We start from the raw sequence: 20,096 nt of genomic DNA, 5'->3' as shown, positions 1-20,096 counted from the left end.
GAGTACAACTGAAAATTTAGTACTATCGGTTTTTTGTTGAATCCCCGAAATATCCGAGGAATTATAGTAACTGGTTCCTATCTTGTCCCTTTTGCACACACCAAAAAATCGACATAAAGTCGATTTTTATTTTATATTTAATTCTATATAGTTATTGGTGATCCTATCTTCCTCTTCCTGATCTTCTTTTGAAGGTAACGAACGACATGGGATCCATGGTCGAGTAGACACTGTTTATTATGAAATATCGTGCTGATCTATTTCCTGGGGGCATGAGATAGAGGAAAAGTACTACCAAATAACCTTACTGTATTTATTTCATTTTATTATGGACCAGGGCGGAAACCAAACTCTGGGAACACATGTTCTGAACAGGAATAATCCGACTATGATCGTAAACAAAAGGGGGCTTCGCGCACCCCTCCTCCAGGATATAGGAACCTTACCACGGGAACCCTGGCTATGTAGAAATGGTGTAAAAATCTATTCCTTTTGATCCCTCTCGAATAGGTACTCCGCCCGAAAGTACTCGATGACCTTTTCCATCATTACCTTTCTCGTGAGAATTCCTAAAAACTGGGTTCGTACATCAATAATGGGCACATAAGACCGATGAATCAACGACTCAAAGGCAAAAGAAAAAATAGAGTTAGGAAGGATACCGAAGTGATTGACGTTCATAGCCTCCTCCACTGTCAGCTTTTCCAGACTCGCAAAATCAAGATTCCCATTGCTGGGTAAAATGCAATCCAGGATATCTGTTTTGCTAATCAAACCCTCTACCTGCCCCAAAGTATTGATAACGGGTACAGAATTGGTACCGCGGCGCGTTAAAACAAGCAATGCACGCTGTAGGGACCAAGCAGGTTCCATTACCACGACCTTTTCCTTCGGGATGATCAATGGGGCAATTTCACGTGAAAAAAGGGATGCAGCTTTCGCCCTTCTGTCTTCAAGCATATTCCCCTTCCCCTCCTCCAACAGGAATCTTGCGATCAGAAAGTGAGAGACCGAAAAATCCCTACCTTTTCGTTGACGACCACAATTCTATCACGTGCAATGGGGATTAGGATAGGTACGTGAGGGGATCGACACAAATCCCCCATTGCACTACCGTTTTTGCCAATGATACAATCAAAACGCTTTGGATCAACGAATCGGGATCCAGTATTCTCGTTCCCATTCCACCACAACGCACGCCATGGGGAGGCGAACATCATCCATCCAACAATCCAGCGCAAAGTCCGTATCCTGGCCCTGATTGCCTTGTATGGGGGACTTCTTGCCTCGTGCATTCACGGTACGCTTTGTTATTTCGGTACCGCGTCCTCTGCATCCATACGCCCCTGGATAACAGGTGAAATTGCCTTGATGATTCTCGGATTGACAACACACAGTGTTTTAGGTATGTATCGTGCCCCGAAGTTGGACATTTGTCGCATCGCAGCACTCCTTTTCCTCTTACTGGGTTTTGGAGTGGGGGCCCTCGCCTTTATATTTCCAGGGGGTATAGTATTTTTCTCCATCATATCCATCCTTATGGTCTCCGTTAGCCTATTTTTATACAGTTTCATAGGTGTAATTTCCATGCAGGCTCCGAAGGTAACATGTCCCGTCTGCAACCACATTACCAAATTACTAGGGATGCGTGATCGTTGCAGGGGATGTGCTGTCATCCTTTCCCTAGACCCGTCCGATCAACAGCCCATCCGGGAAGAGAACCACATTCATCAACCTTAAATAGCCCTTGTTTGTAGGAACGCACTTGTGATTTTATTGTAAATGTTTCTATTTTTTATTCGTATATAATTAAGGGACCAAAAAGTACAGGGTACTATAGTACATGGTGCTACTGTGGTAGATTGGAATAGGAAACGTTGCCAGGAATATGCCTGAGGGGTCAATCTTGATATCCGGGAATTCTTTGACGATATACCGCATGACTTGCTCATCAGGACACTGGAGCATTGCGGCGTAGACAAAGAAACTATAAGAGCACATCACAAGAGGGTACCCTAAAAGACCCCTACAGGCCCATTGGTTCCTGCACTATGCCCTAGACCGAGGGAATATTCGTCCGAATAGTGTCGAAGATATGGGGAGAACGCCCTTCTTCATTGTGGGGATCAAGCCCGAGCTGAATATCCTATGGAAAAATCGCAACGAAAAATGGCTCAGTATGGCCAGGAACCGCACCTGAGGAAAACCAAAATCTCCTACTGTAGGGCCGGAAACGGCCGTAGGACGGAAAAGTTACAGGGGTTGGACTCCCTGGGGCTTACCTTCTATCCACGTCAGACCGTAACCCAAATAGGGGGAGAAGGTTTCCAGGTTGCAATCCAGCCATCAGTCGGAACTCGAGGAAGGGGATAGATAAGCAGGGAAAGGAAATAAGGAAACATATAGGGCCAGATGTGGAGCCGCATGGGGAGGCCCGAGTCCACTACTATGACGCCTTTGATCCCTCACATCTGAGGAAAGCTCTACGGGCTTCGATCCCAATGTTTTGGCCTAGTAGACCAAAATGGTTCTGTGAGAGGGTTGGCTGAAATAGAGCGAGGGAAAATTGATCTTTCCTCGCGAGGCATGCCGAATTCACAACCATTTCTGGTAGGTTATATATAACAGGATCATAGGAGTATACGACGAGAAACTACTATTGTCTCTTAAACCCAATGAGACAGCAGTACTAGGATTGAAACAAAGGGCAACCTTGAATCCATTACCACAGGATTTGGGGGCTGCGGAGGCCGCAATACTGGGTCTGAACAAACAACCTGTACCCGCAGATCCCCCACGGGAATATTCTGTAGATGGTAGAATGCCAGGGATGTATGTACTGGGGGGGGACGGTCAGATCTTTCTGTACGGAACCTCTGTACGTCAAAAACCCTGCTCCAGCAAGGAGCAGGGTTTTATTTGTTTAAAAATGTTAATTGGAAATCCAACCCGAATCCTGTATCTATCTATTCAGGACCTGTTTATAGTAATTTTATATCTATATTAAACGATGATATTGTTTGTTTGTTGTAAAAGTTCAGAATTTTTTTGTATAAATAACATCGAATTACTAAAACCATAATATTCAACCCTTGTCAAGGTAGATCTTTGCAATTATCCGTGAGGCGGGACCGTGCAATTTCTTGTGGGGAATGCCCTATCTATGAATCTAGTCTCACCTTTTCGTAAAGCAATTGAGTAACATAATAACATTTTGTTATGACACTGTTCCTGTTTTGATATCCACGGCGGATTTATCTTATATTTATAAGGTGTTTCCTTTAATCACTAATTTATTGTAAATTCAGAAAATAATGGGCTGGACAGACCGTTGCGAGATTTAGGGGTATAATGGATATTGAGATGGGCGGCGGATACCCAGTCTGATGCTGGAAGGATTGTACCACATAGGTTACCCCCAGAACTAGGCGGTGGGATTCTTGAGAAGGAATATGGTACCTCCGTTCCGTGGAAGAACTCGTCGTATGGAGGGAGTTTCCCGGGGAAAAACCGTCGTGGCGCCTTAGACGGATTTTCCCCGAAAGGTGCTAGCTAGAAATCAAGGGTATGGACATCGTCCATACAACCCTGCCCTTGTTCCGTGCATAAGAGGGGATGAAAGTCATAAGCCGTGGTGGGAAGAGGTTCTCCGTTCGAAATTTCGGACTCGTAGTCAGCAGGGATCGAAAGAAGATCCTCGACAGGCAATGGGTTGGGGTTTTCTTTTTGTTTCCCCACCCAATAGAAAGCGGTAAGCATCAATTCCTTCATCGCTACCTCAAGACTAACGAATCCACCTTTTTTGCTATTCGTTCTCTCACGAAACAGAGCATTCAGCGATTCCGTGTAGTTCGTGGATAGTATATAGGGCAAAAGTATGGGGTTTTGGGTTATGGATGCCGCTTGCAAACTCAAGGAGATTTTTTTAGGACTGAGCCTTTCCCATGCTTCGCATGTCGCCTTATTTCCAAACCGATACTTCCCTGCACACTCGGACCACCGTTCTAGTGCCTGTCCCATATCCCCAGACCGTAAGACGTAAGAAGCGTCCTTAGCCATTTCCTTCTTCATACTTTTAGGAGCTGCATTCATGATGTTACGAATCGCGTGAACGTAACATCGTTGGTGAACCGTATGGTGAGGAAAATGCTTGCGTACAACTAAGGGAAAAGCCCTATGCCCATCTGTGGTAACGATACGTATATCGTTGACATTCAGGCCCCGTTCCTTTAGTTTCCCTATATGCTGATCATAGGATTCCACATTCTCATCAGGCGAGGGGGTGATCCCTATTATATCCCGCCTCCCCTCCGCCGTGATACCCGTGCTGACTGCGATCGCCTTCGAAACATAACGACCCTCCTCCCGAATGGGAACAAAGAGGGTATCCATACCTATGGCTGTATATACTGTCGTGCTCAGATCCCTTTCGAAATATTGTATAGCATCGTTGTAATAAGGTTGCAACCACTGCGAAAGCGTTTCCGGGGGCGTCCGAAGGTTGAATCCTTCCTCCAATAGTTTACTAATTTTTCGCAAGGAGAGGCCCGGAAGATAAAGACGATAAACGAAATCTTTGAGGGTATTCTTTGCACTCTGATAACGTGGTAACGAGTACGGTGAAAATTCCCATCTTGTCCTAGGAACCTCTAGATCTAGTTCCCCAAACAGTGTGCTATATCCGCGATGATAGACCCCATTCCCCTCATCCTGGGGATATTTCAGACAATGGAGGGTTCGATCTACACGCATGCGTAAGTTACATAGGTCCTCGACAACGGGTTTCCAATTCTTTGGGTCGGTTAGAGGGTCTATCTCTGGGATCCATGCGTTTTTTAACAATCCAATCAGCGCCCGCACCAAAATACTACCACCGTCGTGATGGAACATGAGGCTAGTAATATCGTCCAGGGGAAGGGAATCCTTCGTCTTTTCCTTGTGGTTCGATGGATAACACAATAATAGCAGTTTCTCAATCAGATGCCTAGATTCCTCCCACTCCTTGGGACCCCATGAGGTAATTCCCTCCTTGAGATCATCGAAAAAACGTTGAGCACGTAAGAATCGATCCCGAGTTTTTGGATCGTGCAATTGATGATATCCATCCCCTTCGGATCGTGCATTCCCCGGACCTTTATCTTTTCCGTCACGCAAAGTTATGGATGGAGAATCCTCGATCAGTGGGTTGGGTTCCGTTTCTTGGGGGGCAGGGGACGGATTCATACTATGTAATTTCCCAATCTCACCGGCTACCGCAGACCATTTTGTGTCCTTATTCCCTGCTGCCATTGCCGTTGCCTTGTTGGCTAGGGCCAGCTTCTCGTTTGCCATTGCCATTGTCTCGTTGGCTAGGGCCAGCTTCTCGTTTGCCATTGCCATTGTCTCGTTGGCTAGGGCCAGCTTCTCGTTTGCCATTGCCATTGTCTCGTTGGCTAGGGCCAGCTTTTCGTTTGCTATTGCCATTATGGTCCTATCGGTTAGAATCAGTTTCTCATCTATTAAGACATTATGGCTATGACAGAAGGGACACGTACTTTTCAGTGTTTTTCCACAATACGGGGAGTCCATGGACCGGTCGCCTATCTTCATCGAATTTCTAGCTATCCATGACTCTTCTTTTTGGATATTGATTTTTCCTGATAATGTTGTATTATGGGTGTGGATGCTCATGTTTTCCCTCCTCTGAGTTTATTGTTTGTTGATGATCAATATTCTATCAGAGGTAGGGGGCATGAGTCATCCCCTTTTTACATAATAACGCTTCATTCTTTTTCACTGCAGATCGTGCGATCGTGCCCTATTTGTTGATCAGATCGCTTTGTCCATGGTAATGGAACCTTGTTCCATCTTATCCGTAATGTTGTCAACATTACGGATTTTTTGTTGTTTTTGTACGTACCATAAACAGGATGGATCTTACTACAATACAATGTTCGTCTTCCGCGCAAGGACCTAGTAAAAATTTTATAAAAATTCATATGAAATAAGATAAATCCGCCGTGGATATCAAAACAGGAACAGTGTCATAACAAAATGTTATTATGTTACTCAATTGCTTTACGAAAAGGTGAGACTAGATTCATAGATAGGGCATTCCCCACAAGAAATTGCACGGTCCCGTGAGGCCAAATTCATATAGAAATACGTCTTGCAAAATATAATCTTACAGTGTATATTGTAGCAAATGTTCGCTGTTATTACCGAAATGATGGTAAAGGGAATGGGAAAAAACATGGTTCGCAAGAAATCGGTGATATCCCTTTTTCGGTTGTAATCTCCCCCTGGTTGATTTTCTTGGGTTCCCCATCCTTCAGAAATCATATCATCGTAGTGAATTACAACTATTGACATACATAATAAAAGTTAAAATTACACAATAATTTAAAAATTATAATAAAACATAAAAAATTACTGTAAATGGCAATTATGTAAAAAAATGGAAGCCATACCCATACTCAGGGTAGGTTGGTTTTCCTGAAAATAAATGTAAGAATATTCTTTTTTTAGTGTGAAGATAGGGGATACATGGCAGGGATAGCGAATTCTCCCAGTCCCCATGCGGACACAGAGTGATTATCCATCCCACTAAGTTTCTTTGCCTGCTCTAAGTTGAAATTTTTATACACGGAATCAATCACCCTTTGGAATGAATCAAGGGTAGGATAACAGCTCACTCCATTCGTATAACGTCTGGCCTCTCTGTGATTTCTCTCTAAGGAACCCGTTGTACGATTTTGAACAGCATCCGCTAGGTCGTAATCGAGATACGTTGTCACATCATCAAAGGAAGCCCATAGACCTTCAACGAGCTTGGGCAACTTGGATTGATAGTCATCACTAAAGCGTATCAAGCCATGAAGGGCTTCTTTTTTGTCAAGAACATGAAAAATGTCTTGATAAATCCGGCTTCGGATGGGTTCCCACTTCACTCCTTTTTTTCTCGGTCTATCCTTTCTGAAGGCCTGGTAAAGATTCACCATTTTGTGGAATTGACACCCTTGAAAACCTGCTTCGGGATATACTTGGCTTAGCGCCTTTCTGATTCCCTTATGACCATCAGCAATAAAAAGGGTATCAGGACCCATCCGTAAACCACGGTCGTAAACATTTTGGAGGGCTTCATACCAAGTTTCAGCTGTTTCGGGGGGATTTACCAAACTTGATAAAACCTCATCTGTTTTTATCCCTGATGTATTTTTCCTACTCGCTTTTATGACATAGACAGCTACTTTCCCGAATCCACGAACGGGTTTGTAGTAAGCATCCACCTTTACGGTCCTAATTTCATGCGGGTTTCTTATGGGTTCCTCATTGAATCCTCTATTCTCTTCCTTTAGATGTCCCATAAGTAATCTTGACACAGTGGAGCGTGAGATTTTTGATCGCAGAATATCATTCGACAATTCGGATATTTTTTTTATGGACATACCGGCCTTACGTAAGGAGGAAAGAATATCTATACACGACTTCGTATATTTTTTGTAGGGTTTAGTAACCGCAGATCGGAAATGCCCTTTTCTTGGCTGGGGGTCATAGTAAACCACAATTCCTTTGCTGGTGCGTTTTTTACGTTTTTTATAACCATTTCGGTCTACTTTTGGGAAATCGGGACCCCTTTGGTGTTTCTCCCGTCCACCTAAAATTTGTTTTTTAAACTGATAATTGGCTATAAAAGTATAAGCCCTCCCCATGGGACCAGGAGCCCATTCAGAATCTTCCTCGATCTCTTCCACTACATGGGGGATGGATTCCTGAAGCGATAATCCTTTCTGTTCGTAATGTTGTATACGTTCTTCTATCCTTTTTTCCATTCTGTCTATATCCAAGTCAATTGGAATCATAAAACCAACCTTTCCTATATTAAGTTTTTCATTTCAGAAACCAAGCGGTTGTCCTCTATACATTTCCCCACTCTTGTCTTGTATTTCCCTTTTCTATCTCATCTAACCCTGTTGATCATCATGCATATCGTGGAATGGAGGATCCAGAAGGGATCATGGAACAGAGTTTTTGAGTAGAGGATCGACTGTTTCCGAAGGACAATAGCGGAATTGTGTATGTAAAAGTGAGAAGGACTATAGGGTCGCACAGGGCTACATAAGGGCAATGACAGTCATAGAAGAACCCTCCTCCCCCCACACACAGGGAGGGATAAAGGAAAGCCATGCAGCAGCGCCATTCTGGAGCCCCCACGATGGGGAAGCCGGGCTCCATTACACAATGGGCCAGGCCAACACAAACAACAACGGTGAGTTGGGGGGGAGGAGGGGTAGGGGCGCGAAAACCCCCTGGCTTAGGCCAGGGGGCAGGGGGAAAGGAACAAAAACACAAGGGAATCAAAACAAAAGATCAAGGGACTAAAGACAAAAACAGAGACCAAAAACAGGGAAAGGGGGAGCTTTAGGTTCTACTGAGATTCCCGTTTCGTGTAGGAGGGACGTTTTGCTGACCTATGGATTCCTCCAGAGGAAACCCCCTGATTAAAATAAAATTATTCTGAAGATATATCTAACCACGATTCCGAGAAAAAGCACCCCTATAACGCCTTTTGTGCTATTTACAATATGATTTAACAATAAATTTCTATCTATTTATTAAAAACATAAAAACAATTGTTCATCGAAAAGACGCAAATAGGGAATTTTTAGGGACCACAGACTACCCGCTCTTGAATCTTACAGCGGAAAGTGGGATATGACCAGAAATCGCACACAAAAGAGTGCCCAAATACTTCACACCCTATTGTCTAAGATATTCAAACCCACCAAAGTCTAAACATACTTTCGAAAGGGGAGGAAGAAATGAGCACTCCACGTCATTGTACCACAATTTCCCGAAAAGACAACCCGTCAAGCCAGCCCCTTTTTCATGTTTCACCTCTGCAGTACAGCTATGGGGACTTCATAGCCAGCGGGGATCCAACGCAATTGAAATATATTGTTGAAGAGGCAAGAGAAATAGAGAATTCCCCGCTTACTCCTGTTGAACAAAGGGATAGAGTTAGGAAAGTAAGAGAATCCCTCTGCGCGTTGTCAGAGGAATTCGAACGTGGTGAGGGAGCACCCCCCTCCCGGCCCAATGATCGTAAACAGGGTTTTGAACAGCAACAGTCGAAAGAGGGGGAGGACCCTATTGCAAAATGGTGTCCAAAGCCCAACAATGAGTCATTGAAAGAACAAAAGGAGGAAAACAACGCTAAGAAGGGGGGATCCAAAGCCCAGGGGGAGAGAGCAGCGGTACTATGGAAGAGAGACCAAAAGCTCTTAAGGATATTATCTACAGATGCAATCTATGGATCAGACGACATAACAGTGTCTAAGGAGGAACGTGAGATAGCTTCCCACCTGGCAAAAGCCGCTAAAATTTGTTTAGGGGATAACGACATAGCTGTTCGAATGCACCAGTTTATTACTACATATCCCAAACAATCAACAAGGATGTTTCTCTCTACGTTCATCAGAACCCCACTAACGAATCATAGGGTGGATGATATTGAAGAGGAGTTTTGTACAAACGGTTTAAAGCACGCTATAGAGCTAGGTTTGTGTTTTGAGCAATGGTATAACCATGAAATGATGCCTGGAAACTCTCGTAATGGGTTCACCCTTCGTGAACGAAACGGGTTGAAAATACGCATTCCTCAATTGCGTGAGGCCGTTACCACTCAAATGATTGGCGATTCGGGTATTTTGGGATATCGTGATCTCAAATTAGTGGAAGGTTCTTGGATAAGAGGCATATCATTTCAGAGTATATCCGAACTCTTGTATGAGGCAAGGGGTATCGAGATCTCACCATCCACTCTAAAATCCCATATCCAACCTCTTTATAACAGGCTAGATTCTTTTGGTAACCAGGATTTGAGCGGTTACAAATGTTTTGGCATCATGTTGGATGCCTCCTATGATCACACTGACATCATCACCCATAAGGGTAAGAGGAAAAAGAAGCGTAAACGGGGAAAACCCGTACTTACAGCCCTCGGGATCTTCATAGATGACGAGGGCATCAAGCTGGTATATTTGGGTTGTAAGAGCGTGGACAGTGAATCTACCGACAATTATGCCCTGCTTGTTGGGGAACTGGTGAAGCGGGGTTTCTCTACAAAGAATGTGGAGTTAATGTTGAGCGACCGTCATCGGTCGTTCGCCGGTTTACGAGATAAGATATTTCCGCAAGCCGAGCTGCATTACTGCGGTGTCCACCTCACTCGTAACCTAGGAAAAAAGATCCCGAAATGTTTGAAAGGACCATTGGGATCGGTGTTTTTGAAGGCAGCTTACTGGGTCTTAAAAGGCACCACCAAGGAAGAGGTTTGGGAAAGATTTGGGCTTCTCAAGTCCGCCCTCGAGTCCACCTACGGTGGTGAAATGAAAGACGCTATAGAATACTTATGTGTAAATATAGAATCACATACGAATGTTGTCAAGTTTTTTAGTAATCCAGAAATTATTAGGGTTTTATTGAATACTAACAGGATTGAGAGTATGAATAGGCTCATAAGCCGCTGGGCTGATTGGAAAGGTGGATTTCGCAGCACAGAGGAACAAGAGAGAGCAGCCCACATAGCTGGACTGAGGATGGAAAAATCCCCCCTTATTTTCCCATTCAAGGAAGGGGATCTAATCCCTGATGAAGAAATTTCTGATAAGGAAAAATGTTTTGAGTTTAGAATAGGGCGTGTCGAGAAAAACTGTCGGAGTCTTATGGAGATATGTATAAAGGGATGGAAAGGAGATTGCCAAGAATTGGGGAACATCCTCGCCTCGTTGGCAAAACAAACTATTGAATGTTGCAATGGGCTATTATGGATACGGCATAATCAGCTTTTGTTATAGAAAATGGCTACAATGGTTTGATACGTCCTGGTGGTATCCGGCTTACCACCGTACCAGATTCCCCGGTGTCCTCTTAGCCCACATTCCTGATCCCCTCGGGGGAAGAATCTAGGGGATCCCGTAGGTGATGTACGGAATTCCTGAATGTAGGTTCGATTAGATTCCGGGGGCGTCACTGTGGGTACCCCTGTTGGTCCCCCGGTTTATCAAGGTCCCATGAGTATACAAGGATCTCCGAAAACAGGTGCCACTGCCTCCCTGGGTTTCGGATTCCCCGCGCAAGGGTCTGTACAATTTAGGCCCAGTCCTGATCCGGATATCGCAGCTGTTAGCGATTTCCCGCTGGTCTCTCCCTAGGTTCCACAAGGTCTGATACACCACCGGGGTATGATATGGGTGCCAGTGGAACTTCCCAATCCCCTGGGTCTAATGGAAGGGACGGAATCCCTAACACTGCAATGCAAGTGTGCAAGTGTTACCAGGCCTTTGGGAACCCCCAACAAGGTTTTACAGGCCTCACAAGTACACATTATGGGGATCATCATCATCTGAATCTGACACGATAGGGGCAATCCTTGTATCATATTCATAATTATCAAATAAAAATAACAATATAAATGCATCTATGAATATATATTAAATCATACCCAATGAGGCCTGAAAGGTATAGAGAAAGATAGATACAAGGGTTCGGGTTGGATTCCCAATTAACATTTTTAAACAAATAAAACCCTTCTCCTTACTGGAGCGGGTTTTTTGACGTATGGAGGTTCCGTACAGAAAGATCTGACCGTCCCCGGAACCCCCAACAAGGTTTTACAGGCCTCACAAGTACACATTATGGGGATCATCATCATCTGAATCTGACACGATAGGGGCAATCCTTGTATCATATTCATAATTATCAAATAAAAATAATAATATAAATGCATCTATGAATATATATTAAATCATACCCAATGAGGCCTGAAAGGTATAGAGAAAGATAGATACAAGGGTTCGGGTTGGATTCCCAATTAACATTTTTAAACAAATAAAACCCTTCTCCTTACTGGAGCGGGTTTTTTGACGTATGGAGGTTCCGTACAGAAAGATCTGACCGTCCCCTACTGGGGAATAAGGTGTACTCAAAATTACTAGACCTACGGAATCCTAGTATTCGAAAGTTTCGGAATGTCAATTATATATCGAAGCAGGGTGCAATGAATTTCTCAACTTTTCATTCTCTAGTGTTCCATACCAGTTCATTGCCGGATTCCCAAAGGACTACTCCCACAAACAAAGGGGCAAATCATATAATCCATGATGGCAGTCAAAGGGACCAAAATGAAACGGTTCCTATTTCCCTGTCTGCTCGCCATGCCAACCATTTGCCTTATCCTTGTTGCCATTGCTAGTAACTCCCTATGGCTTCGAATTTATACCGATATGGAGGACCAACGGCAACGGTTTCATAATCTATTAAGAATGGATTTTTCTATACAAAATTTACAAAAATAAATCACAGTCCAAATTTTCTATATTTTCTTTTCCCCTTTGCTTTTAGCTTTTTTCCTGACAATCTGCACGTTGTACTATGGGACACGAGGGGTACAACAAGTAATCCTCCTGGATGAAGGGGAAAAAGCGGGGAACAAAACTTGGTCGGTTGTGTCGCTTTCCACAGTGCAAGTAATTACTGTATTTTTAAGCATCCAGACAATCATGTTTTTCCTAGCCCGTTTGTGGATATTGCGTACAATAAAGAAACGAACAACGGGATAACTAGGGTAAGAACGGAAAACGGGGGGACACCTAGTTTCCCCCCGTTTCTTAGTCTTCCCCGATTTCCTCCTAGAGACATCGTTTGCATGGGAACCCCTAGCCATAATGATAAATAGTTGCATCCCAAACTTTGAATCCCTTCGAACTGTTTTCCTATTTCCCCCACGGGGGACCCGCTTCTACTGTACCGATCAGTACCATTATACCAGGGAGGGTTCCTAGTAGAAAATAGGACCCTGCATTCATTCGGTTCCCTGTCTTGTATAGGTTTTGCTTTAGCTTGGATTCAAATTTGGCAATAGATACCTCATCTATCCCCTAGGTTCCACCGTTTTATGCTCAACCTAGAACCATGCATCCAATACTCCCAGCTTCTTGACATCGTCCCTGGACGGACACAATTCGCCAACCTTACGATCATCTCTCCTCATCTCAGACTGTGCGTTGGCCGTGGTCCAAAGCTAGGCCATTCAACCCCATCTACCGATTTCGGGAAACCCCCCATAGGACACAACGACACACAGAACCCCAAGGAAAAATATAAAAAACATTAATTTTATAATTCAAAATACTATGTTCTGCTTTCTTCCCCGTCTCCATGGTTCATGCCCCCCAATCCACTATTTCTGGTGCTCGCAGAGACAGAAAAAAACTAGTTAGGAGAACGACCCCTTCCTATCCAAGAAATCGTTAGTAAAGGCTTTTTCCACATCAAAGGATGGATCCAGTAATCCCTTTTCCACCATATAGTCCTTGAAGTCAGACCATCGCTTTTTATCCTGAAATCCCCAGTAGGGGGCGTTAGCTTGGTAGTGGGACACCATATAATGTTGGCTTGCCTTTACTACTGCCTTATCCAACATCCTATTTTCCTTCATCAGAATATCAGCGGCTTCCTCCGGGTGTGCAATAGCATATCGGTAACCGTCGCCTGCAGCACGCAGAAACTTACGGAGCCTTTCTGGATCCTTCTGTGTCGTCCCCTCATTAGCTATGATTACAGTTGCATAAACATTGAGACGTGGATCCAATTCCGCAATATCGAAGATCCTTAAGGGTCGATTTTTCACATCCCCCTCTATGCCATCCCATCCCTTATAAAGCCAAGCAGCGTCGATAACCCCCTGGTGAATCGCAGCTGATTTACTGAAATCATGCGCATCGACCACAGTTACCTTACTTGGATCAGCACCTGCTTGACGCATTAAGGATTGCAACATGGCTAACTCGAGACTTCCCCCATAAGCTCCGTATTTTTTTCCCTCGAGATCCTTGAGTTGGGTAATACTACTTTTCTTCGCAACGGTGATTCCATTAGGATTATTTTGCATAAGGGTTGCGATGGACCGAATAGGAACACCCCTTTTACGGGCCATAAAAACGCTCTTTTGCCCGCAGAGACCGACATCAGCCTGTTGGCTACCCACGATCCGATCTGCCGCAACGAATTGCCCCTTCAGAAATTCGACATCAAATCCCTCCCTCTGAAAAAAACCCTTATGTTTAGCTACATACAGGCCTGTGTGAGCCGTATTGATAGTCCAATCCATGGACACCTTAAGTTTAGAAACTTGTCCTGGTGCTGTGGAATCCTTTACCTTTTCCTCACCGCAACCTGCCAACCCCAAGGCCATCGATAAAAACAACGATGCCGCGCAAACAAGAAGGGAACGGGGATAAACACTGTTGGAACACCCTTTCCCATTTTTCCGTGAAGTCGAGGAGGATGTGAAAACGCTACCCAATAGAAAACAAAATGTGGACCATCTTCGTCTCCTCCATGAACTATTCCTCCACAAAGAACAAAACATAAGCCATTTTTTCATTACGTACCCGGGTCTATGTTGTAGGGGAGACTTTTTTTTTGGCATTTTGTCACGCCTTTACCAAATTATAGAATTAGTAGATGGATATACCCATGTTTTTAAAGCATAATATGCGAAAAACTTGTGGATCCCCCATGCGTAATTCACCTGCGGGCTTCCCATTCCTTTCCCTCACGGGATAGAATACCCTATCCAGGGTTTTCTTCAGAACATGGCTGGGAATCCATCGGGTCCCCTAAATCTCTGTAGATACGCTTTTCCTCTGAAATAGATCCTACGATAAGTGATAAAGAGAACACCAATACGAATTCTCCATAAGTATTAGGGTAGATTATGGAATAGTGGTCCTACAAAAAAACATGCGAAACTAGAACCGTAAATGTGGATGCCTACTGCAAATCAGTTCATGGATCGAAAAAAACAGATGCTTATGCCCCAGGGACAAGCGGGAAAAATAGGACAGGGACAAAACTAGAGGGTTGGCTGAAATGCCATCCCTACTCGATGAATGCACACACTCATTCGGATGCGAACCCGATTCCCACACACCACATGAAAGGGAGGGGCCCACATCCTTTCCTAAAGCCACCCCCTATCCCAAAAACGCCAAGAGGTAGAGAACCCGCCACCTTACCAACCCAGTTTCGAAAATCCAGAAACGACCTGCCCCCCACAACCTGAACCACGTTTCCACAGATCGTAATCGATACAGGTTTGCAGGGTCCGTTTCATCGTATCACGCTTCCCAAAAATGGAAAAGACAGGGTAAAAAAAAACGGACCACGGTTTGGTCCAACTGCATGGTACCTAGCTGGAGGGATTCTCCCTCTTATCCAGAAGATCATTGGTAAAGAATTTTTCCACATCAAAGGATGGATCCAGTAATCCCTTTTCCACCATATAGTCTTTGAAATCGGACCATCGTTTTTCATCCTGAAATCCCCAATAAGGAGCATTTGCCTGGTAACGGGGCCCCATATAATGCTGACTCGCCTTGACTACCGCCTTATCCAACATCCTATTTTCCTTCATCAGAATATCAGCGGCTTCCTCCGGGTGCGCTATAGCATATCGGTAACCATCGCCTGCGGCACGCAGAAACTTACGGAGCTTCTCCGGGTCCTTTTGTATCGTTTCCTCATTAGCTATGATCACAGTTACATAAACATTGAGACGAGGATCCAATTCTGCAGAATCGAAGATCCTTACGGGTTGATTTTTTACATCCCCCTCTATGCCATCCCATCCCCTATAAAACCAGGCGGCGTCAATAATCCCATGTTGGATCGCGGCTGACCTACTGAAGTCGTGCGACCCAACAACAGTTACCTTACTTGGATCAGCACCTTTTTGACGCATCATGGATTGCAACATGGCTAATTCGAGACTCCCCCCATAAGTTCCATATTTTTTCCCCTCGAGATCCTTGAGTTGGGTAATACCGCTTTTCTCCGCAACACCGATTCCATTGGGCTCGTTTTGTATAAGGGCTGCAATGGACCGAATAGGAATACCCTTTTTACGAGCCATAAAAACGCTCTTTTGCCCGCAGAGTCCGACGTCGGCCTGTTGGCTGCCTACAACCCGATCCGCCGCAACGAATTGTCCTTGCAAAAATTCGACATCAAATCCCTCTCTCTGAAAAAAACCCTTGTGTTTGGCTACATAAAGGCCTGTGTGTTTCGTATTGCTGGTCCAATCCATGGACACCTTGAGTTTAGACATCGGTCCCGGTACTGTGGAATCCTTTACCCTTTCCCCACCACAACCTGCCAATCCCAAGGCCACCGATAGAAACAACGATACCGCGCAAATAAGAGGTGGACGGGGATAAACCCTATTCTTCCATAGAATCAAGGGGAATGTGAGAATGGTACCCAGAAAACGAAACACAGATAATCCCCGTTTCTTCCATAGACTATCCCCCCACGGGGAGCGAAATATAGACCATTTCCTTTTTGTGTCCCCGGATCCATATTGTGTAGAGGCCTTTTTCGTCAGCATTTTATTCCACCTTTTCCAAATTTTCGTGAATCGAAAAATACAGAGGTCCACGTCCTAGGGACAGGCGGGAAAAACGAGACAGGGGCAAAAGCAGATGGGATCCAGTCCCACCAGCTATGCCAAAAAACCGAGCGAAGAAACCGAAATTTTGGCATATAAAGCCCCCCAAAATGCTTACTAGTGCAGCCCACCCAATGGGCATAAAAAAATCAGAAAAGAGCGGGGTCAAGTACATACTGAAATGGGGTTCCCAGGAATATCTGTTCTATAAAAAAATATTCATGAAATCCCCAGAGAGGATAGGCCAAAAAAAGGACAGCATCCCGCTGTGGATGTGGATTCCTGGGCGGGGTTTTCGGGAGAGATTCCATCTCGGGGACTCCCTTTACTCATATTTACAATATTTTTATTATATTACAAAAAACACACATGGGGGGAGACCAGACCCTACTCCCTCTTTTTCTACCTAATCTACGAACCCATGATCCCGTCTTTATTTTTCAAAAATAATAAAAAATCCCTATCCTTATCTCGATCGTCCCTCTCCATCCCCAAAATGATGAGTACATACCTTTCCTCTCTCAGAGGATGTGTATAGCAATCCTTTTTCCACCATAATAGTATTTAAAATAGAACAACTTTTTTATCCTGAAATCCCTAGTAGGGAGCACTTGCGAGGAGTACTTGCTTGATAATGGGGCACCCTATCCTATCGGCCTGCCTTTACTACCGATTGATCCCATATCCTATGTTCCTCCATCAAAATATCAGCAACTTCTTCTGAATATGCAATGGGCGTATCAGTACCATCATCCTGCAGCAACACGTGAGAACCTATGGGGGACCTCCGGGATCCTTCCGTTCCCTTCCTGGCTACAATTACGGTTACATAAATATTGAGACATGAATCCAATTCTGCAGCATCAGATATGCTTAATCCACACGATCCCATCCCTATATAAAGCCAGGCAACATCTATAATACCCTGCTGAATCGCATCGACTTACTAGAAATAATAATAATTATATAGTTATTTACCTATTGGGATCAGCACCTGCTCTCGACACACAGGCCGGGACTTTTTCCACGACAAGCATCCCATTGGGATCCCTCTACATAAGGGTTGCAATGAACTGAATGAGGATACCCCCATATACGGTCTTATAAAAACAACCTTTTGCCTACAAAACCCAACATCAGTCCGTTGGCTACCACAATCCAATCTCCATTGTCCCCTCAGAAATTCAACACCCAATCTCCTCCCTTAAGGAAAAAAACTCATGTTGGGCTACCCACAGGCCCGTGTGCTTCATATGAGCAATCCAATCCATAGATACCCTGGAATCTACCTTGGTGCCATAGAATACTCAAACCTTTCCCTCACAACGCCAGCTCTAGGACCATGGACAAAAACATTGTGTAAGGGAGGGGGAAACGAGAGTGAACCCACGGGCCCACCTCTCTTTTCTGTTTCCCCGTAAGATCGAAGGGGACACCCAGGGGGTAGCTCCTTTCCTATCGAGTCTGCTATCCTCGGCCGCTCACATGGCGAACCCCTCCCGCGGAATCTCGGGGAGGTTCGCCTATCGAGTTTATTGTTCATTCTTACGATGTAACATCGCGGTGCTCGCTGTAACCGGCAAATAAGTTTTCTACCTTAGCCTGCCATTGCAAGCGTTTGAGGCTCTTGCTACTGTCGAATCTCTCCATATCCTGGAGAGGAACCAGGAGGCTCTCGAAAATTTTACTGGGCCTTGGGGTAAGACAATGAACCTCATCTGCTAGAATCGCGGCTTCCTCCGTACTGTGAGTGACGACCAATGTAGTTGTGTGTCGTTCCTTGAGCAACCCTCGCAGCCATACCAACAACTCTTTCTTTTTGAGGTTGTCTAGGGAGGAAAAAGGTTCATCTAAACACAGGAGTGCATGCCCACCATACAAAGCACGCGCCAAAGCGACCCTCTGTTGCATTCCCATAGAGAGAGCCTTGGGATATTCCCTAGCATAATCAGTTAAGCCAATGACAGCAAGGAGTTCTTCGACGGATGGGGAATCAGTAGCAGGGTTGGGTTTCTGCGAAAGCCTCCCCATCGCTATATTGTCATACACTGTCTTCCAGGGGAAAAGAGAAGGTTGGGGGGACAGGTACCCGATCCTACCAGGTTCCCGAATGAAGGAGCGCCCTTGCAAGTAGATGGACCCCTTAGTAGGAGCGTATAAACCACCAAGGATGTAAAACAGTGTACTCTTACCACATCCCGAAGGTCCTAGTAGAGCTACAATATCCCCCTTATCCATCCCAAAGGAAATGTCATTGAGCACCAATCCCCCCGATTCTTCCCCTCGTTTACCATTTTCATAGCAGAAACTGAGATTTTGAATGGAAAGCATTACCCTAGAGCTCCTTGCCACTTTTTTAACCTGCGAAAACCCAAATAGGAAACGACGTGGACCATGAATAATAAAACTAGTGTCGTTAGAACAAGAAGTAACGCAGCGGCAAACAGACGTCCCGTATGGAAGTTGAAATGGGAGGACTCACGGGCAATATATCCTATCCCGTCGGTTTGACCCGCCCCAATGCTCTCGGCTAGTACAGCCCCGTTCACGCCACTAATGAGCGCCAATTCAATTCCAGAGAGACAGGCCCCTAAACTGCTGGGCAACGCAAGATGAATGAGGCGTTGCCAACGAGAAGCGCCTGCTATTTCTAGGTAAGTGTATAGAACAGGATCCACCTGTTGCATTCCCCTGCCCATAGAAATGAAGACAGGTAGGAAGGTAACGAGTACGACAACGATAACTCCTGTTGCTTTCGATTGACCCAGGGGAAAAACTAGCATGGGGGCTACCACATACATGGGAATGCTTTTAGTCGATACCAGAATAGGATGTAGGAACCTCTTGAGAGTAGGCAACAGATAGAGCAAAATAGTCAATACGATACCAAGGAAAATACTAATAAGGGTGCCCAATATGCACAGAAAAAGGGTGGTTTTCATGGCGCCCAACCAAAGATCTGGATCTTCCTGCAGTACTCCCAAAACTTCCATAGGGGTAGGGAATTGGAATTTCTCCGTTCCCGGGATACCGCCTGCTATTCCTATCCATAGAGCAAGAACACAAAGGGTACTCAATAGGGAACAGAATATAGGCAATCCCCATCTTTCCCATGGATTACTCCACAAACTACCCCATAGGGGGGCAAAGTAGGGAAAATTTTTGTTTCTCCGCTGCGTCTTTAGATCCATGTTGTGTGGAAGCCCCTTTGATCAGCATTTTGTCCCACATTTGCCCAATGTATGAACGGGCGCTGCCGCAAAAACAAAACGATCCCCTCGATCCCTGATCTGGATATAAGTTGCTTTATATGAATTTTTTCAATTTTTAATAAATTTTGTTCTAACGGGTAGGGAAAAGCAAAAAATGACGTGGCTGGAACGACGATCGTCGCCGTCGCTGTGATGTACACCGACACCACACGAACCCCATTTTTTCGGTGAAAAAAGTGCTCCACTGTGCATGAAATCAAAACTTTCACGGGATTTGCCAATCCCCAGAACCGCTTTCAGGACATGGTCCTACCCCCAGCAGGTTCCTAGATCCCTGTGAACCCATGTTCCTCCGCATTGAATTTTTATGATGGGGTAAAAACATCCTAATA

Annotated in this window: 13 protein-coding genes; 5 read left to right on the top strand and 8 right to left on the bottom strand. The window is 44.8% G+C overall.

Annotated elements, in window-relative coordinates:
• Positions 1-483: 483 nt before the first annotated feature.
• The gene (locus tag PPRES148_RS02295; RefSeq protein WP_149453050.1) at positions 484-960 is read right to left on the bottom strand and encodes a CBS domain-containing protein; all 477 of its coding nucleotides are present in this window, start codon (positions 958-960) and stop codon (positions 484-486) included.
• Positions 961-995: 35 nt separating this feature from the next.
• The gene (locus PPRES148_RS10570) at positions 996-1,241 is read right to left on the bottom strand and encodes a hypothetical protein (protein WP_223127918.1); all 246 of its coding nucleotides are present in this window, start codon (positions 1,239-1,241) and stop codon (positions 996-998) included.
• On the opposite strand from PPRES148_RS10570, the gene PPRES148_RS13245 reads away from it, so the two are divergent.
• Positions 1,126-1,740, top strand: a complete 615-nt coding sequence (locus PPRES148_RS13245) for a DUF2614 family zinc ribbon-containing protein (RefSeq protein ID WP_149453049.1) — start codon at positions 1,126-1,128, stop codon at positions 1,738-1,740. The genes PPRES148_RS10570 and PPRES148_RS13245 overlap by 116 nt on opposite strands.
• A 1,618-nt stretch (positions 1,741-3,358) precedes the next feature.
• Entirely contained in the window at positions 3,359-3,556 is a 198-nt protein-coding gene (locus tag PPRES148_RS02285) for a hypothetical protein (RefSeq protein ID WP_149453048.1), read from the top strand.
• On the opposite strand, the gene PPRES148_RS02280 is transcribed toward PPRES148_RS02285, so the two are convergent.
• The gene (locus PPRES148_RS02280; RefSeq protein WP_149453047.1) at positions 3,553-5,670 is read right to left on the bottom strand and encodes an IS256 family transposase; all 2,118 of its coding nucleotides are present in this window, start codon (positions 5,668-5,670) and stop codon (positions 3,553-3,555) included. The two genes, PPRES148_RS02285 and PPRES148_RS02280, sit on opposite strands and share 4 nt — an antisense overlap.
• Positions 5,671-6,503: 833 nt before the next feature.
• The gene (locus tag PPRES148_RS02275) at positions 6,504-7,841 is read right to left on the bottom strand and encodes an IS256 family transposase (protein ID WP_149453046.1); all 1,338 of its coding nucleotides are present in this window, start codon (positions 7,839-7,841) and stop codon (positions 6,504-6,506) included.
• Positions 7,842-8,164: 323 nt separating this feature from the next.
• Between PPRES148_RS02275 and PPRES148_RS02270 the strand changes: the two genes are divergently transcribed.
• The 3 genes from PPRES148_RS02270 (at position 8,165) to PPRES148_RS10560 (ending at position 12,338) form a co-directional block, all read left to right on the top strand.
• On the top strand, positions 8,165-8,404 hold the full coding sequence (locus PPRES148_RS02270; protein WP_149453045.1) for a hypothetical protein: 240 nt from the start codon (positions 8,165-8,167) through the stop codon (positions 8,402-8,404).
• A gap of 397 nt (positions 8,405-8,801) precedes the next feature.
• Positions 8,802-10,838 carry a transposase gene (locus tag PPRES148_RS02265; protein ID WP_149453044.1) on the top strand — a complete coding sequence of 679 codons (2,037 nt, stop codon included), beginning with the start codon at positions 8,802-8,804 and terminating at the stop codon, positions 10,836-10,838.
• 1,326 nt (positions 10,839-12,164) lie between these two features.
• Positions 12,165-12,338 (top strand): hypothetical protein, encoded by a 174-nt coding sequence (locus tag PPRES148_RS10560; protein WP_223127917.1) that lies wholly within the window; start codon positions 12,165-12,167, stop codon positions 12,336-12,338.
• A gap of 920 nt (positions 12,339-13,258) precedes the next feature.
• Here PPRES148_RS10560 and PPRES148_RS02255 read toward each other — a convergent pair.
• The 4 genes from PPRES148_RS02255 to PPRES148_RS02240 form a co-directional block, all read right to left on the bottom strand.
• Positions 13,259-14,473 (bottom strand): ABC transporter substrate-binding protein, encoded by a 1,215-nt coding sequence (locus tag PPRES148_RS02255; RefSeq protein WP_149453043.1) that lies wholly within the window; start codon positions 14,471-14,473, stop codon positions 13,259-13,261.
• A gap of 762 nt (positions 14,474-15,235) precedes the next feature.
• The gene (locus tag PPRES148_RS02250) at positions 15,236-16,432 is read right to left on the bottom strand and encodes an ABC transporter substrate-binding protein (protein WP_149453042.1); all 1,197 of its coding nucleotides are present in this window, start codon (positions 16,430-16,432) and stop codon (positions 15,236-15,238) included.
• 1,605 nt (positions 16,433-18,037) lie between these two features.
• The gene (locus PPRES148_RS02245) at positions 18,038-18,823 is read right to left on the bottom strand and encodes an ABC transporter ATP-binding protein (protein WP_149453041.1); all 786 of its coding nucleotides are present in this window, start codon (positions 18,821-18,823) and stop codon (positions 18,038-18,040) included.
• Positions 18,823-19,683, bottom strand: a complete 861-nt coding sequence (locus tag PPRES148_RS02240) for an ABC transporter permease (RefSeq protein WP_149453040.1) — start codon at positions 19,681-19,683, stop codon at positions 18,823-18,825. The genes PPRES148_RS02245 and PPRES148_RS02240 overlap by 1 nt, the downstream gene beginning before the upstream one ends.
• Between the last annotated feature and the right edge of the window lie 413 nt (positions 19,684-20,096).

Origin of the sequence: Pasteuria penetrans (assembly GCF_900538055.1) — a bacterium.
In the GTDB taxonomy this organism is placed as follows: Bacteria; Bacillota; Bacilli; order Thermoactinomycetales; family Thermoactinomycetaceae; genus Pasteuria; species Pasteuria penetrans.
Note: the sequence above shows the minus strand (reverse complement) of the source record. Positions and strands in the feature narration are given on the sequence as shown.

What these genes read in the sequence shown, in the direction of transcription:
- PPRES148_RS02295 (WP_149453050.1), bottom strand. Translation starts at nt 960, where the DNA reads ATGCTTGAAGACAGAAGGGCGAAAGCTGCATCCCTTTTTTCACGTGAA.
- PPRES148_RS13245 (WP_149453049.1), top strand. Translation starts at nt 1,126, where the DNA reads ATGATACAATCAAAACGCTTTGGATCAACGAATCGGGATCCAGTATTC.
- PPRES148_RS02280 (WP_149453047.1), bottom strand. Translation starts at nt 5,670, where the DNA reads ATGAGCATCCACACCCATAATACAACATTATCAGGAAAAATCAATATC.
- PPRES148_RS02275 (WP_149453046.1), bottom strand. Translation starts at nt 7,841, where the DNA reads ATGATTCCAATTGACTTGGATATAGACAGAATGGAAAAAAGGATAGAA.
- PPRES148_RS02270 (WP_149453045.1), top strand. Translation starts at nt 8,165, where the DNA reads ATGCAGCAGCGCCATTCTGGAGCCCCCACGATGGGGAAGCCGGGCTCC.
- PPRES148_RS02265 (WP_149453044.1), top strand. Translation starts at nt 8,802, where the DNA reads ATGAGCACTCCACGTCATTGTACCACAATTTCCCGAAAAGACAACCCG.
- PPRES148_RS10560 (WP_223127917.1), top strand. Translation starts at nt 12,165, where the DNA reads ATGAAACGGTTCCTATTTCCCTGTCTGCTCGCCATGCCAACCATTTGC.
- PPRES148_RS02255 (WP_149453043.1), bottom strand. Translation starts at nt 14,473, where the DNA reads ATGCCAAAAAAAAAGTCTCCCCTACAACATAGACCCGGGTACGTAATG.
- PPRES148_RS02250 (WP_149453042.1), bottom strand. Translation starts at nt 16,432, where the DNA reads ATGCTGACGAAAAAGGCCTCTACACAATATGGATCCGGGGACACAAAA.
- PPRES148_RS02245 (WP_149453041.1), bottom strand. Translation starts at nt 18,823, where the DNA reads ATGCTTTCCATTCAAAATCTCAGTTTCTGCTATGAAAATGGTAAACGA.
- PPRES148_RS02240 (WP_149453040.1), bottom strand. Translation starts at nt 19,683, where the DNA reads ATGGATCTAAAGACGCAGCGGAGAAACAAAAATTTTCCCTACTTTGCC.